The following is a 14456-nucleotide window of genomic DNA, read 5'->3' as shown; positions in this document are numbered from 1 at the left end:
GGGGTGTGTAGGTCACCGCCCTAATCTGGGGGAAGGGCGGCTCAGCGGCGCCAGTATCCGGTGACGTCAAGGCAGTCGCGGGCGACGGCTCGCTCGTTCTTGAGGTAGTCGCGGACCTGACGGATGGTGCGCGTCTCTCCCGCCACCCAGCAGAAGGCGACTCCGTCCCACCACGGCAGGGAGCGCACGGCCTCGATCCAGGCATCGGCGCCGACCACCCAGGTCAGCTCCACACCGTCGGGGACGACGAGATCCTGGCAGTTGGCGTCGTCACTCAGCTCGACCACCACCTGGGCCCGGTCGCCCGGTCGCCACTCGTCCAGCAGCCTGCCGATGGCCGGCAGCGCCGTCTCGTCACCCGCGATCAGCATCCAGTCCTGGCCCTCGGGCAACAGCAACGACCGTGTCGGACCGACGATCCACGCCGGCTCTCCGGGCTCGACCCGCTCGGCCCAGCCCGCCGCGAATCCGTGACCGTGCCGGACGAAGTCGATATCGAGCTCGCGCGTGCCGGGGTCGTAGCGGCGTGGGGTGTAGTCCTTGGCGACCGGACGGCCGCCGGCGCCTCCCCACTCCAACCGGTCCGGGCCCTGGACCGGCAGCGGGGGACGCTCCTGCCCCTCGACCGGGACCAGCAGCTTGACGTGATCGTCGAATCCCTCGCTGCGGAAGGCCGGCAGCGCACCGCCCTCTACCGCGAAACCATCGAGTCGCTCGCCGGTGAGCGTCACCCGGCGCATGCCCGGCGTGATGTCCTCGACCCGGAGCACCTCGAGCTCGCGCAGGACGGTCGACCAACCCACGGCCTCACGCCGCGTGCGCGCCACCGGACTACTCGCCGCCCTCGAAGCCGACGATCGTCCAGTCGATCGGCGCGAAGGTGCTGGGGCCGTAGTTGCGAACTCGCGGCTCGACCGCCATGGTGACCGGCACGGGAGCGAGGGGGAGCATCGAGGCCTGTGCCTGCGCGGCCGCATCGACGGCGTCGACCGCCTGCATCCACTCCTCACCGTCGATCGCCGTCTGCAACCTCTCGACGGCCTCGGCGAGTCCGTCACTCACCACGCCGGTGAAGTTCTGATTGGAGTCGACCGGTGCGAAACGCGCGGCGACCGCCTCGCTCGGGAACGGAGAAGCAGTCCAGGAGAATCCGACCAGGTCGAAGTCCAGCGCGACGATGACCTCTTCGGCGAAGCTCTCGGCCTCGACCTCCTCGACCTTGACCTCGATGCCCACCTCGGCGAGCTGGTCGGCCACCTCGTCCGCGCGCTGCCGGGCGATGGCATCACCCTCCGGCACCGGGAAACGCAGTTCCAGAGCCGCACCGTCCTTGGCTCGGACACCGGTGTCGTCCGGGACCCAGCCGGCATCCTCGAGCAGCTGCTCCGCGGTATCGCGATCGGGACTCCAGTCCTCGGCGAGGTAGCCGCGCTGCCGCGGCAGCAACACCACCGAATCCATGACCTCGGTGACGCCATCGGCCTCCTCGCGCGCGGCCGCCGAGACGAGGGCACTGCGATCGATCGCAGCCACGACGGCCTGGCGCACAGCGGTATCGGCCAGCGGACCGCTCCCACCGCCCAAGGTCAGTTGCGTCCATTCCGGACTGACCCCGTAGCGCAGATCGACGAGGTCGGCCGAGGCCGGGTCGACACTGTCGGCATCGAGGGTCAGCGCGTCGAGGTCGTCGGCGGCATAGGCCTCACCGAGCACCTCCGATTCGGCGGCCCGCCAGACGATGCGCTCCAGGCGCGGAGGGTCGCCCCACCACTGAGGATTGCGCACGAGCTCGACCGCGCCGGCCTCCTCGTCGATCGTGTCGACCACGAACGGGCCGACCGACGGGATCGCCTCGTCGGTGAAGCCCTCGTTCCAGCGCTCGCGGTCCTGGCTCAACGACGCCGGAACCGGGGCGAAGACTGCCGCTGGCCAGTCCGACGTCGAGCGTGAGAACACCACCCGATAGGTGGACGGCGCGTCGACGACCTCGACGCTCTCGACGAGCTGGTAGGCGGGATGGGCCGATACCGGGGAATCACTCTGCTGGGCCAGCTCGACGAACGCCGCCAGGTCGTCGCCGCTGACCGGTGTGCCGTCCTGCCACACGGCATCGGCATGGAGGGTGACCTCGACGGTGAGCGGATCGGTGCCCACGACATCGAGACTCTCGGCGTAGTCGCGGTCGACCTCCCAGTCGCCGTCGGCCGTCGGACGCACCGGCGAGCCGAGGGTCGGCGCGAGGATCTGAGCTGCCGCAGAGGAGGAAGCGCCCTCAGCGCTCCAGGGATTGAAGTCCGTGGGCCAGCCGTCGGCCCCGATGCGCAGGGTGCCGCCGTCGTTCAGGCGATCGGCCGGCGCCGGGCGCACATCGCTGAACTGCGCGGCATTCGGACGCGGCGGGGGTTCGGGTGTGGACTCGCTGCAGGCACCGAGGACCAGGACCACGGCGGCGAGGGCGGGGAGAAGACGACGCATCACAGGACTCCGGGAAAACGAACGCCGCCACGTCCCTCACGAGGAGGGATCGTGGCGGCGTCGAGGGTCACTTGGCGGCGACGACGTTCAGGTTGACGGTCGCGACCACCTCGGGGTGGACGCGCACCGACACCTGATGCGAGCCGAGCGACTTGATGGGGTTGCCGACATCGATGCGACGCTTGTCGACCGATGCGCCGCCGGCCTCGATGGCCTCGGCGATGTCCGACACCGTCACGGCACCGAACAGGCGGCCACCGTCGCCGGCATTGACCTGCACCGAGACCGGCTTGGCCTCGAGCGAGGCCTTGATGCTCTGCGCCGTCTCGAGATCGTGGATCGCGCGAGCGTCGCGGGCCTTCTGGATGGACTCGACCTGCTTGGCCGCGCCCTTGCTCCAGACGATGGCGTAGTTGCGCGGCAGCAGGTAGTTGCGCGCGTAACCGCCCTTGACCTCGACGATATCGCCGGGGTTGCCGAGGTTGCTGACCTCATGCGTGAGGATGAGCTTCATCTGTCTGCCCTTCCTCAGCGACCGCTGGACGTGTAGGGCAGCAGAGCCATCTCACGGGCGTTCTTGATGGCCTTGGCGATCTGACGCTGCTCCTGGACGGAGACACCGGTCACGCGGCGCGCGCGGATCTTGCCGCGGTCCGAGATGAACTTGCGCAGCAGCGCGGTGTCCTTGTAATCGATGGTGGTAACTCCGGCGACCGCGAGCGGGTTGCTCTTCTTCTTCGGCTTCCGGACAACTGGCTTGGCCATGATGCTCCTGAAAAACTAACTGATCTGACTAGAACGGGGGCTCGTCGGTGGCTGCGCCACCGCCCCAGGCGTCAGCTCCACCCTGCTGCGGCGGCTGCGAGGCCCACGGATTCGGCTGGCCGCCGCCCTGAGGCGCGCCTCCACCGAAACCGCCGCCCTGCTGGCCGCCTCCGCCGCCACCGCCGAAGCCGCCGGCATTGTCCGAGCGCTGTGTGCGCTGGACCTGTGCCGTGGCGAACCGCAGCGACGGGCCGACCTCGTCGACGTTCATCTCGACGCTCGTGCCGCGCGAGCCGTCCTGACGCTCGTAGTTGCGGACCCGCAACGCGCCCTGGACGATGACCCGCTGACCCTTCTGCAGCGAGCCGGCGACGTTCTCAGCCATCTGCCGCCACGCGGCACAACGGATGAAGAGCGCATCGCCGTCGCGCCACTCATTGGTCTGACGGTCGAAGGTACGAGGCGTCGAGGCCACCGTGAAATTGGCGACGGCGGCACCCGACGGGGTGAACTTCAGTTCGGGATCGTCGGTGAGATTGCCGATGACGGTGATGACGGTTTCGCCAGCCATGGGGCACGGACCTTTCGCAGGAAGTGGTGTCTGACTCCAAGTGAACCGCAGGGCGCCGACGATCGAAACCGTTCGTCCACACCCCGGCGGTCCGGATGCTTACTTCGCGTCGGGACGCGTCACCTTGAGGCGCACGATCGACTCGTTCAGCGTGAGCTGGCGATCGAGCTCCTTGACCGTGGCCGGCTCGGCGGTCAGGTCGATGACGGCGTAGATGCCCTCGGACTTCTTGTTGATCTCGTAAGCGAGGCGGCGACGTCCCCAGATGTCGACATTGTCCACCGAACCGCCGTCCTGACGGACCAGGTTGAGGTAGGTGTCGAGGCTGGGAGCGACGGTGCGCTCGTCCAGGTCAGAGTCGAGGATGACCATGACTTCGTACTTACGCAGTGACACTGCGGTTCTCCTTCGGTCTGAGCGGTGACGGGCTTTCCGTCACAGGAGAGGCGTCGCCCTCGGTGGGCAACCCGGTGAGTCTATCGGACAGCGGCACGTCAGCCAATTCCGGCGAGAGACAGGGCCGCCGTACCGGTGGCGGTAGGTCATCAACCTTTCCCAGGAGGCCGCGGTACCTCATCAACCGAATCCGGCCCGGATAACGTTGCTGACGTACCTCCACTGGCGCTGACCCAGCACCCTACCGATCGACAGCCTGCCCTCGTCGCGAAACTCGCCCCCACGACGGCGCGACCAGCGCGACGAGCAGTCCCGCCAGCAGGAGCCGGGCGGTCAGGGGCCGGGTCGAGGTCACCACCGTGGACCACGGACTCGCGAGGTGTCCCACGGTGTGCGCGACGACCGCGTCCCGTGGCACCGCTTCGGCATCCGGGGTCTCGTTCGCATCGCCCTGTGTGCGGACGGTCTCCGGTCCGAGCTCCACCACGCGGTGGGTGTAGAGGCCGTCGGCGTCCTCGATCGTGACGATGTCCCCGACCCGCAGCGATGTCGAGGCGTCGACCGAGCGGGTCACCAGCACATCGCCGATCGACAATGTCGGCTCCATCGATCCGCCCGACACGACGATCCACCGCGTCCCCGTCAGCAACGGCACCGCTACGGGAAGAACGAGGACGGCCACGATCAGCGTGATCATCGACCACCGGAACAGTCTCACGATGGCGCCGCGACCCTCACCCCGGTGATACCCGTCGGTGCCGTCCACCGGCCCACCCACTGGTCGATCCGGTAGACGAGGCGGGTGCCGGCCGCGAACGAACAGGTCGGCCGGGTCGCAGGGGCGACGGCCGGTTGCAGCAGGGCCCCAGGTGCGCACGTCCAATCCCGGATCGGCGCGATGCTGACGGGCGTAGAGCTCGACTGACCGGTACCGTCACCCAGTCCGCCGCCGTCGGACGACCCCCAGCACCGCACCTCGCTCTCCTTCATGACGCAGGTGTGCCGGCCTCCCGTGGCCACACCCCACGGAATGCCCAGATCGGCGTCGACCGGTGCCGGTGTCGTGGAACGCACCCCCGGGCTTCCGCGTCCCAGCACACCGTTCACATTGTCACCCCAGCAGACGACGGACCTCGAGGCGACCGCGCACGCATGGTCATTGCTCACCGCGCCCTCATCGACCCTGCCCATCTCCAGCGAGGAAGCGCCCTGCGCGAACCAGGTGCTCGACACCTGGACGGGCGGCGACGCGGCGGTACCGGGAACCGGTCCGCCGGTCCCCCAGCAATACATCACCGGAGCCGATGCGGCACAGGTCGATCTCCGCCCGGCGACGATCTCGGTCACCGGACTCAATAGGCTGAAGACGAGTACCGGCACCGCGCTCCCGGTCACCCCCGACGAACCGAGCTGACCGTCGGCCCCTGACCCCCAGCAGTAGGCTTGACTCAGCGCGACACCGCAGGAGTGAGCCGTTCCGGTCGAGATCGAGGTGAAGCGCGCTCCCGCTGGCAGCAGGCCGCCCTGCACCCGCTGCGGGGTCGTGCTGTGTCGTTCGTTGCCCCACGCGTCCTTGCCCATCTGGCCGTTGCCCAGCTGACCCGAGACGGCCGAACCCCAGCAGTATCCTGCTCCATCGGCGATCGCACAGGTGGCGCGATATCCGGCCGAGATGTCCGTGACCTTGCCAGGGATCTCCACCCGGACCGGGACCTGGCTCGGCACCCAGTTCCAACTACCGTTGCCGAGCCGTCCGTCATTGTTGTTGCCCCAGCAGTACACCGTGGCATCGGCGATCGCGCAGGTGTGCGCGAAGCCGACCGAGATATCGGTGACCTGACCGGACATCGCCGTCCTCACCACCGGCACGGGCCGCTGGCTGGCGGTCGTCGTGCCGTCGCCGAGCTGACCGGATTCGTTGCGACCCCAGCAGTACGCCTTGCCGCGGGCGATCGCACAGGAGTGGTTGTTGCCCGCCGCCACCTTCGAGAACCCTCCGGCCTGCCCATCAGCCAGTTCCGCCGGACCAGCGCCCCTGTCGGTCACCGTGGTGCCGTTCCCCTGATAGACGAGCGTCTTCGACGACGGCTCGCCTTCGACCTCTCGCGTGACCAGGAAGTGTGACGTCTCACCGCCGAGCGGCGCTGCCGGCCAGTTCAGCGTGACCCCGAGATCGGCACCGACGCTGGTCTGCGCGATCACCGGCTGGAGCACCGCGGTGCCCACCCGGTTGCCCGAGTCGACGGTCCGCGCGGTGAACCAGGCACCGGTCGATGTCACGGTGCCGGCGAGCGCGCAGAGCAGCGCCACCAGCACCACCCCGGCCCGCGCACCTGCGCGAAGCGCACGCGACTCGTTCATCCTGTTCACCACTCTCTCGACAGGCCCGTTCCGCTCGCGACGGGACAGCAGCCCGTCAACGCTTCTGGTCGGCGACGATCTCGACATCGAAGGTCGCGGCGAAGCCCTGCGCGTCATCGGTGGCGTTCGGTCCGCTCAGTCCGACCTTGACGTCGACCTCCGCGCTCTTGCCGGGAGCGACATCCCCGATCCCGGTGAGCTTCGGCGGGGCAGCGAGGGTGCCCGCGGCATGGTCGCCGGCCGAGCTCAGATCGACGGTGATCCACTGCTTCACCGTGTCGATCTGCGCGGGCGTCAGCGTGCGACCCGAGCTGCCGACGACATTCTTGAGCGAGATCGAGTACGTGAAGTCCGCGCTGCCGTCATTGGTGAACGTGAAGGAGCGGTCGACGCTCTGACCGGGCAGCAGTCCTTCGACCTGGAGCGGCAGGCCGGTGCGCTCGCCGATCGACAGCGTGCCCGTGCTGACGGCGTTGCCCGTGACGGTCTCGGTGTCCTGGAACCAGGCTGAGGTCGCGAGGTAGCCGCCGGCGACCACGACGGCCGTGAGGCCGGCAGCGCCGGTTGCGAGCGCGACGCGCCGGCGACGAGACGAGCGGATGCCTGAGCTGGTCGGCGGGGAGATGGAGGGATGCATGACGGTGCCTTTCGTGATGGGTGAAGAGGACGACTCACCGCGATCGCGCGGTGAGGAGGGAATCGAAGGTGGCGACGGCCCCCGCCAGATCGCTGTCCTCAGCGAGGACGACGGTGTAGCTGATGGCGACCCGCTCGCCGGGGGCGAGACGAGAGGTCGGCGCGGCCGGGCCGGAGGCCAGGGGCGCTCGGTCTCCGGCGACACCGGCGACCACGACCTCGGTCTCCAGCTGACCGGCCAGGTCGTCCCCGGACGTCAGCTCGGTGCCCACCTCGAGCGCGATCGGCACCTCACTGACGTTGCGGACCTCGTACTGGAGGACCGTCGCCCGCTGCCCCGGAAGGAGACCCTGGGCAGCGGGCCGCTCGATGCCGGAGGTGGTGATCAGGTCGCACCCCGCCGCCGAGGCCGGCGTGGGCGGCGTCAGAAGGGTCGAGGTGAGGACGGCCACCGGGACGAGCGCCAGCGCGGCGAGACGATCGCGTCGTCCTCGCCGCCGCAGCAGGAGGCCGAAGACGATCAGCGCGCCCGCGACGATCAGCAGGACGGCGACGACCCCGGCTCCGGTCCCCGGGATGACGCCCGTCACGGGCACCTCGCCCGTGGGTCCGCCCGGCCGCGACGGAACCGCGACCGTGCAGACCCGCTCGGCGGACGACACGAGAGTGGCAGGAAGAAGGCTCATGGGAACTCGACAATGCGTAGGCTCAGCACGTGGATGGAAGACGACGTTTCACTGTGGCGGCTCTGGCGGAGAGCCGGGTAAGGGTTGAACCCGCGATATCGTCGAGCGCGTGGTGACGAGGACGCCTACCCGCCGTTCTGAGGCCCTGCGACTCGCCGCTCTGGCGCGCGAGCAGGGCTCGTTCCGGGAGGCTGCCACGCGCTGGATCGCGCTGGCGGCATCGGACGACCCTCCGCCCTATGCGCACCTGCGGGCGGGTGAGTGCGCTGTCCTGAGCGATCACCCCGGCGTCATGGCCGATGCCGCCGAGGTGGTGCGGGCGGCCGAGGATGGCCTCGAACGCGAACTGTTGCTGTTCCAACTGGAGTTCCTGCGGACACCCTTGGAGCGGTCCATGGTGCGCTGGCGGCAGGCCGTCGAGCGCTTCGGCGAGCCCGGCGAACCGCGGCTCCGTCTGCACTGGGCCGTGTGCCGGGCCGAGGCGGCCTGGATGGTCGGCGATGTCGCCACCGTCCTGGCGGTGCGCGAGCAGTGCGGCGTGGACGACGAGTCGGCTCTCGCGATGGCCGGTCGGCTGCGGCTGTTCGAGGCCTACGCGCACTGGCTCCTCGGAGATCGTGAGTCGGCACGGACGCGCATCGAGCCGCTGCGTCGGACGCCCCCCGGACGCCCCGAACGCGCCTCGGCGTTCAATCTGCTCGGACAGATGTCCGCGCTCGCGGGCGACTGGCGCGGCGCCGGCCGGCACTTCGCGGAGGCGGCTCAGGCGGCCCGTGCCGCGGACGCCGCGATCCCGGGGATCCTGGCCGCGACCTGGAGTGGTTTCGTGGCGATGCTGGGAGGGCGTTACTCCCAGGCTCGCGCCCACGCCGAGCACGCGCTCTCCCATTCGGCTGATCTCGGCCATCGCACCTTCGATCCGATCGCCCACGCGACACTGGCCGTGGTGGCGGCCGCCGCCGGACGCTGGGACGACACCGGGCACCACCTCGGCGAGGCACAGCGCTTCGTCGGAGAGCGGGTCATGCCCGAGACGGTGTTCTGCGTGGCGGTCGCGGCGGCAGTCTGCTCCCGCTGGCGGGGAGATGCTCCGGGCATACTCGATGCGCTGCAGCCGCTCGACACCCCGGTCATCGGCGACCTCACCGAAGCCGTCGGGGCGACCTGGTGGCTCTCCCTGTGGGCGGAGGCGTCGCTGGCCACCGGTGACACCGCCGCGGTCCGGCGTTTCCTCGCCCGGACCCCCGACTGGACACCGCTGTTCGTCTATCCCGACACGCTCACCGCACGGTTGGCATCGGGTACCTCCTCCGACACCGCCCTCGCGCAGGCCCGTCGGGCACTCGCGGCCAGCTCCGAGAACGACTTTCCGCTGGCCACGCTCGATCTCCTCGATCTGCTGGTCGAGCTCGGCGCCGCGGACGCCGTCACCCTCGGCCGGCGGGCGGCCAACCTGCGGCTGCGCCTGGGAGTCGTCGACGAACGCGCCTCGGCGCGGGGACTCACGGTGCCACCGGAGGCTCGACTCACCCGCCGGGAGACCGAGTGCGTGACCCTCGCCGCCGACGGACTGATGAACTCCGAGATCGCCCAGACCCTCCACCTGTCGGTGAAGACGGTGGAGCACCATATGAGCACAGCGCTGGCCAAGCTCGGCATGCGCAACCGCCGCGACCTGCGTCAGCTGCGCGGCTGAGAGCCCTCGGGGCGGGGGCTACCGTGTGCTCGGAGGTGGGAGATGGGGGCAGTGCAGCGGTCGATGACCGTCGTCGGAGCCGTGCTCCTGCTCGTCGGGCTCGCGGCCTTCGCGGCCGGTGCCCTGAGCGCCGATGACCTTCGGGCCCTCGGTGCTCGCACTGCTCCGGTACTGGCCTTCGTCGCCGCGATCAGCGTCGTCGCGGAGCTGGCCGACCGCGCCGGTGTCTTCGCGATGCTCGTGCACCGGGCCGAGCGCCTGGGCCGCGGCCGGGTGTGGGTGCTGTGGCTCGTCTTCGCGGCCCTGGCCGTCGTGGCCACGATCTTCCTCTCGCTCGACACGACCGCCGTGCTCCTCACACCCGTGGTCGTTCTCGCCGCCCGGCGGCTCGGCCTCGATCCGCTGCCCTTCGCCTTCACGACCGTCTGGCTCGCCAACACCGGCTCACTGCTGCTGCCGGTCTCCAACCTGACCAATCTCCTGGCCCACCAGCGCCTCGGGGGCCCGACGCCGTGGGAGTTCGCCGAGCTCACCTGGCGACCGGCGCTCGTCGCGATCCTCGTGCCGATGGCGGTCATCGCCGTCGTCTTCGCCCGGACCCTCCGACAGCGTTATCGTCCGGCGGTCCCGGCGGAGACGACCGACCGGACGCGTCGTCGCTGGTCCTGCGTGGTCCTGGTGGTGCTGTTGCCTGCCCTGGTCTCCGGCGTGGCGCCATGGATCCCCGCCACGATCGCCGCCCTCGCCCTCGCGCTCATCGCCCTCGTCCGCGGCGACCGGCGGAGCGTGCGCCCATCCCTCGTCCCCTGGCCTCTGCTGCTGTTCGCCGGCGGTCTGTTCGTGGCGATGGAGGCGCTGGTGCGGGCGATTCCCACCGATCGCCTCGATGGCCTCGCGACCTCGTGGACCATCGGCGCGGCGATGTCCGGCGCCGTGGGAGCCAATCTCGTCAACAATCTTCCGGCCTACCTGGCCCTCGAGCCGATCGCCACGGATCACACGTCCCTCGTCGCTCTGCTCGTCGGGGTGAACGCCGGACCGCTCATCACCCCGTGGGCATCGCTGGCGACCCTGCTCTGGCACCAGCGCCTCGAGGCCGCCGGGGTCCGCATCCCGTGGGGGCGCTTCGTGCTGCTGGGCGCCGTGACCTGCGCGCTCACCGTGCCCCTCGCCGCCTGGACCGTGTGAGGTCAGTCGGCGAAGCGCCGCTCCAGATGTCGCGCGAGGGCGTCGAGCTCGTCGCGCGCACGGCGCCGGGAGGCGCGCTCGACGGTGCGCGCGAGCCGGCGGCGCACCCACGTCGGCGCGGAGGAGCGGAAGTCCGACTGCACGTACAGCTCCAGCGTCGTGAGCTCCGCCGACTCCTCCACCACCACGAACGAGTGCCGTTGGGCATCGGCCCGACCATCCCACGTCACCTCGAAGGTCACGCCCCACGGGGCGACCCGCGCCAGCAGGGTGATCATGCCGGTGGCCGCCGCGCCCCGGCGGGTCACGGTGAACTCCCACTGCCCTGATCCATGCTCGCGCACGGAGAGATCGGGACGGGCCAGCGGCCAACGCACCGGATCGTCGATATCGGACCACACGAGCGCCGCCGGGACACCGATCCGGACCGCGTGCGCGATGCTGAGGCTCCGGGTCGCCGCCGCCGTGGAGGCCCCTCGCCGGATCTTCGGACCACCGGTCCGGGCCACCGCCCCCAACAGCACCTGTGGACTCGTACCGGCCGCCTCGAGGACCGCGACCGTCGCTCCCGAGTTCTCCGTGAGCACCGCCACCAGGAGGTCGAGGTCGCTGCCCGACTGGACGCCGCGCACCACCTCGAGGGCCCGAGGCGACCAGCTGAGCTCACTGCCGGCCGAGGACCCGTGCGCGCTCGCCTGCTCGATCCGGGAGCGATGCGCGACGCGGCCGTTGCCGAGCTGTCGCTCGAAGGCGAGCGAGGCGATGACATAGGAGACGCCGTTGGCGAGCAGCAGACTGCGTGCCGGTCCCGGCAGATCGGCCAGGGCGAGCAGCAGATGCTCGACATCGACCTCGGGATGGCCCCAGGAGGCCGCCTCGCGTTCCGCGCGCCGCAGGGCCGGACGGTCCGCGCCACCGTGGGGAGCGAGTTGCCGCACGTCGTCCTCCCCTCGTGTCGGCTTCAGGCTACCGCGCCGGAGGGGTGTTCCGGAGGCATTTCACCGGAACGTGACAGCGCTCTCTCGATGGGTGGCGGTAGGCCATCAACCTCTCGTGCCGAACGGCGGTAGAGGGTCAACCTCATCCCCCACCGATGACGTTGACCCTCTACCCCTGCCGGACAGGTGTCCGTCAGTCCGTGGCGATGGCCCGCAGGACATTGAGCCGGGAGGCGCGCCACGCCGGGACGACCGCGGCCAGCACACCGACCACCGCAGCCACCACGACGAAGACGGCCAGCTGCACCCACGGGATCGCGAGATGCGTGATGCCCTCGTCGCTGAACGCACTGCGCAGGGACACCCCGAACAACAGACCCGACGCGATCCCCAGCAACGCCCCCAAGACCGCGATCGTGATCGACTCCAGACGCACCATGCGCCGCAGCTGGCGGCGCGACAGGCCCACCGCCCGCAGCAGGCCCACCTCGCGGGTCCGCTCGATGACGCTGAGCGAGAGCGTGTTGATGATGCCGAGGACCGCGATCACGATCGCCAGGCCGAGCAGCGCGTAGATCAGGTAGAGCAGTTGGTTCACCTGCGCGCGTTGGGCGTCGGCGAACTCCTGCTTGTCCTGCACGGTGACCGTCGGGATGGCGGCGACCACGTCGGTGATCTCATCGCCCACCTCGTCGAGGTCCGCCCCGGGCGCGGCGTTGACCGCGAGATAGGAGTCGACCCGCTTCAGCCCCACCTGCTCGATGACATCGCGCAGGACGAGTGACGGGCCGACGACATAGGTGTCGGCGTAGACGCCGCTGACGGTGACCGGAAGCTCGGTCCCCGGGAAGGTCAGATCCAGGCGATCGCCCGTGCTCACCCCGAGCTGGTCGGCGGTCGTCTCGTTGAACGCGATCTGGTCGGTGGCCTCCGGCGCGTGCCCGGAGCTGTAGCTCAGCTCGAAGATGCGGTCCAGCGAGGCCGGATCCACCGCAGAGCCGTAGACCGACCGGTCGTCGACACCGAACCCGACGTTCTGCTCCGCGGACACTTCGCCGACGCCGGGCAGCGCCGCGACATCCTCGGCGACCGTGGTCGAGAACGGCTGACCGATCGCATTCGACACGAGGAAGTCGGTGGTGAACTGCTCGTCCACCCCGGCCTCGATCGACCGGTTGATCGACGACCCGAGCACCGACATGGTGGTCACCAGCGCGAGGCCGATCATGAGCGCCGATGCGGTGGCTGCCGTACGCCGCGGGTTGCGGCTGGCGTTCTGCGTGGCCAGCCGGCCGACCGCGCCGAACAGCGCGCGGTTGAGCACCCCGGTGAGCGCGATGACCGGCAGCGCGGTCACCGGGCTGGTGAGCGCGACGGCCATCAGCACGAAGAAGATGCCGATGCCGATCCAGGCCGGGGCCTTCGGGACGTCCCCGAAAAGACCGGCAGCCATCAGCGCGGCACCCGCCGCGGCCAGCGCGACGCCGACGATCAGCCGCTTGTGGATCGTTCCCTCCGGCAGGGCGACATCGTCGCGCATGGCGGCGACCGGCGGCACCTTGGCCGCCCTCCGCGCCGGGAACCAGGCCGCCACCATCGTCACGAGGATGCCGACGACGTACGACACGATGACCGTCCGCGGCGCGAAGACGAGGGCCGTGCCGGACAGGTCGAGCCCGAACTGCCCGAACAACGCCTTGAGGACGGCCGCTAGCCCATAGCCGAGCACGAGACCGAGGGTCGAGCCGAGCACGCCGACCGCGAACGCCTCCGTCAGGACCGAACGGGTCACCTGACCGCGCGAGGCGCCCATGGCACGCAGCAACGCCAGTTCCCGGCTGCGCTGGGCGACCAGGATCGAGAAGGTGTTGACGATGAGGAAGGTACCGACGACGAGCGCGATGGCCGCGAAGACGAGCAGGAAGGTATTGAGGAAGCCGAGCACCGTGTTGATGATCGACTGGGTCTCGTCGGCGAGGTCGTCACCGGTGACCGCTTCGGCACCGTCCGGGAGCACCTGTGCGACGCGGTCGGCGAGCTCGGTCTGCGAGACGCCCGGATCGGCCTCCACGGAGATCGTGGAATAGGCGTCCTGGCCGTCCAGGAAGAGCTCCTGAGCGCGCGGGGTGTCGAAGGTGACGAGCGTGGCGCCCGCCAGTCCGCCGCCGGCGAACTCCACGATGCCGACGAGCTTCGCCTCGACCTGCGGCTCGGCGCCGGTGGTGAACATCTCGACGGTGTCGCCCAGTTCGTAGCCGGCGTTCTCGACCGATCGTTCGTCGATCGCGACCTCGTCGGGACCCTCGGGGATCTCGCCCTGGCTGATCGTGGCGATCTGATCGCCGTCGGCGTTGGGAGCGTCGTTCCAGTTGAACGCGAGCGTGGGCGCGCCGGTGCCGCCGAGCAGGGTGCCGTCCTTCTTCTTGACGAACAGGCCCATGCCCTCGACATTGCCGTCGGCGCGCGCCACCCCGTCGACGTCCGCGATCGTCTGCACCAGGGACGCCGGCATGGAGCGATCGTCGAGGTTGACCTCGTTCTCGAGCCCCGCCTGACCGGAGTCCTCGAAGCGCACGTTCACGTCCGAGACGGTGCCGTAGACGATGTTGTCGAAGCTCTTGCCCATCGTGTCGGTGAACACCAGCGAGCCGGCGACGAAGGCGATACCCAGCACGATCGCGAAGGCGCTGAGGACGAGGCGCACCTTGCGGGCGAGCAGGTTGCGCAGCGTGACCTTGAGCATG

Annotated in this window: 14 protein-coding genes; 2 read left to right on the top strand and 12 right to left on the bottom strand. The window is 69.9% G+C overall.

From position 1 onward, the window contains the following. Positions 1 to 41 precede the first annotated feature (41 nt). The 10 genes from JL108_RS10705 to JL108_RS10660 all read right to left on the bottom strand — a co-directional run bounded on the left by JL108_RS10705 (position 42) and on the right by JL108_RS10660 (position 7890). Positions 42 to 803, bottom strand: coding sequence for a siderophore-interacting protein (locus JL108_RS10705; protein WP_205198260.1), 762 nt, complete (start codon positions 801 to 803; stop codon positions 42 to 44). 28 nt (positions 804 to 831) lie between these two features. Continuing rightward, a complete protein-coding gene (locus tag JL108_RS10700; RefSeq protein WP_205198259.1) occupies positions 832 to 2475 on the bottom strand; it encodes an ABC transporter substrate-binding protein in 1644 nt (547 codons plus the stop codon). Between the two features lie 67 nt (positions 2476 to 2542). Next, positions 2543 to 2989 carry a 50S ribosomal protein L9 gene (gene rplI / locus JL108_RS10695; protein WP_143914295.1) on the bottom strand — a complete coding sequence of 149 codons (447 nt, stop codon included), beginning with the start codon at positions 2987 to 2989 and terminating at the stop codon, positions 2543 to 2545. Positions 2990 to 3003: 14 nt separating this feature from the next. Next, entirely contained in the window at positions 3004 to 3240 is a 237-nt protein-coding gene (gene rpsR, locus JL108_RS10690; RefSeq protein ID WP_143914296.1) for a 30S ribosomal protein S18, read from the bottom strand. A gap of 28 nt (positions 3241 to 3268) precedes the next feature. After that, the gene (locus tag JL108_RS10685) at positions 3269 to 3811 is read right to left on the bottom strand and encodes a single-stranded DNA-binding protein (RefSeq protein ID WP_143914297.1); all 543 of its coding nucleotides are present in this window, start codon (positions 3809 to 3811) and stop codon (positions 3269 to 3271) included. Positions 3812 to 3910: 99 nt separating this feature from the next. After that, on the bottom strand, positions 3911 to 4201 hold the full coding sequence (gene rpsF / locus JL108_RS10680) for a 30S ribosomal protein S6 (protein WP_170931233.1): 291 nt from the start codon (positions 4199 to 4201) through the stop codon (positions 3911 to 3913). Positions 4202 to 4448: 247 nt separating this feature from the next. After that, a complete protein-coding gene (locus tag JL108_RS10675; RefSeq protein ID WP_205198258.1) occupies positions 4449 to 4925 on the bottom strand; it encodes a signal peptidase I in 477 nt (158 codons plus the stop codon). Continuing rightward, positions 4922 to 6568: an RCC1 domain-containing protein gene (locus JL108_RS10670; protein WP_205198257.1), complete on the bottom strand. Its 1647-nt coding sequence runs from the start codon at positions 6566 to 6568 to the stop codon at positions 4922 to 4924. Before JL108_RS10670 ends, JL108_RS10675 begins: the two co-directional genes overlap by 4 nt. A 55-nt stretch (positions 6569 to 6623) precedes the next feature. Next, entirely contained in the window at positions 6624 to 7205 is a 582-nt protein-coding gene (locus JL108_RS10665) for a TasA family protein (RefSeq protein WP_205198256.1), read from the bottom strand. Between the two features lie 34 nt (positions 7206 to 7239). Further along, positions 7240 to 7890: a hypothetical protein gene (locus JL108_RS10660; RefSeq protein WP_205198255.1), complete on the bottom strand. Its 651-nt coding sequence runs from the start codon at positions 7888 to 7890 to the stop codon at positions 7240 to 7242. A 112-nt stretch (positions 7891 to 8002) separates the two neighbouring features. Between JL108_RS10660 and JL108_RS19925 the strand changes: the two genes are divergently transcribed. Both JL108_RS19925 and JL108_RS10650 read left to right on the top strand, forming a co-directional pair. Further along, positions 8003 to 9586 (top strand): helix-turn-helix transcriptional regulator, encoded by a 1584-nt coding sequence (locus JL108_RS19925; RefSeq protein WP_307837242.1) that lies wholly within the window; start codon positions 8003 to 8005, stop codon positions 9584 to 9586. A 42-nt stretch (positions 9587 to 9628) separates the two neighbouring features. Further along, positions 9629 to 10774 (top strand): SLC13 family permease, encoded by a 1146-nt coding sequence (locus JL108_RS10650; RefSeq protein ID WP_205198254.1) that lies wholly within the window; start codon positions 9629 to 9631, stop codon positions 10772 to 10774. Positions 10775 to 10776: 2 nt separating this feature from the next. Here the strand turns inward: JL108_RS10650 and JL108_RS10645 are convergent, their stop codons facing one another. Together JL108_RS10645 and JL108_RS10640 are read right to left on the bottom strand one after the other, a co-directional pair. Beyond that, positions 10777 to 11712, bottom strand: a complete 936-nt coding sequence (locus tag JL108_RS10645; RefSeq protein WP_205198253.1) for a Clp protease N-terminal domain-containing protein — start codon at positions 11710 to 11712, stop codon at positions 10777 to 10779. A 193-nt stretch (positions 11713 to 11905) separates the two neighbouring features. Then, positions 11906 to 14455, bottom strand: coding sequence for an ABC transporter permease (locus JL108_RS10640; RefSeq protein ID WP_205198252.1), 2550 nt, complete (start codon positions 14453 to 14455; stop codon positions 11906 to 11908). Position 14456: the final 1 nt, after the last annotated feature.

Origin of the sequence: Aeromicrobium sp. YIM 150415, from assembly GCF_016918125.1 — a bacterium.
Classification (GTDB): Bacteria; Actinomycetota; Actinomycetes; order Propionibacteriales; family Nocardioidaceae; genus Aeromicrobium; species Aeromicrobium piscarium.
The sequence above is the reverse complement of the archived record's forward strand: the minus strand, read 5'-3'. Positions and strand labels throughout refer to the sequence as shown.

Coding starts and splice junctions, on each gene's coding strand:
- rpsR (WP_143914296.1), bottom strand. CDS start 3,240: ATGGCCAAGCCAGTTGTCCGGAAGCCGAAGAAGAAGAGCAACCCGCTC.
- JL108_RS10685 (WP_143914297.1), bottom strand. CDS start 3,811: ATGGCTGGCGAAACCGTCATCACCGTCATCGGCAATCTCACCGACGAT.
- rplI (WP_143914295.1), bottom strand. CDS start 2,989: ATGAAGCTCATCCTCACGCATGAGGTCAGCAACCTCGGCAACCCCGGC.
- JL108_RS10650 (WP_205198254.1), top strand. CDS start 9,629: ATGGGGGCAGTGCAGCGGTCGATGACCGTCGTCGGAGCCGTGCTCCTG.
- JL108_RS10660 (WP_205198255.1), bottom strand. CDS start 7,890: ATGAGCCTTCTTCCTGCCACTCTCGTGTCGTCCGCCGAGCGGGTCTGC.
- JL108_RS10665 (WP_205198256.1), bottom strand. CDS start 7,205: ATGCATCCCTCCATCTCCCCGCCGACCAGCTCAGGCATCCGCTCGTCT.
- JL108_RS10700 (WP_205198259.1), bottom strand. CDS start 2,475: ATGCGTCGTCTTCTCCCCGCCCTCGCCGCCGTGGTCCTGGTCCTCGGT.
- JL108_RS10670 (WP_205198257.1), bottom strand. CDS start 6,568: ATGAACGAGTCGCGTGCGCTTCGCGCAGGTGCGCGGGCCGGGGTGGTG.
- JL108_RS10640 (WP_205198252.1), bottom strand. CDS start 14,455: ATGCTCAAGGTCACGCTGCGCAACCTGCTCGCCCGCAAGGTGCGCCTC.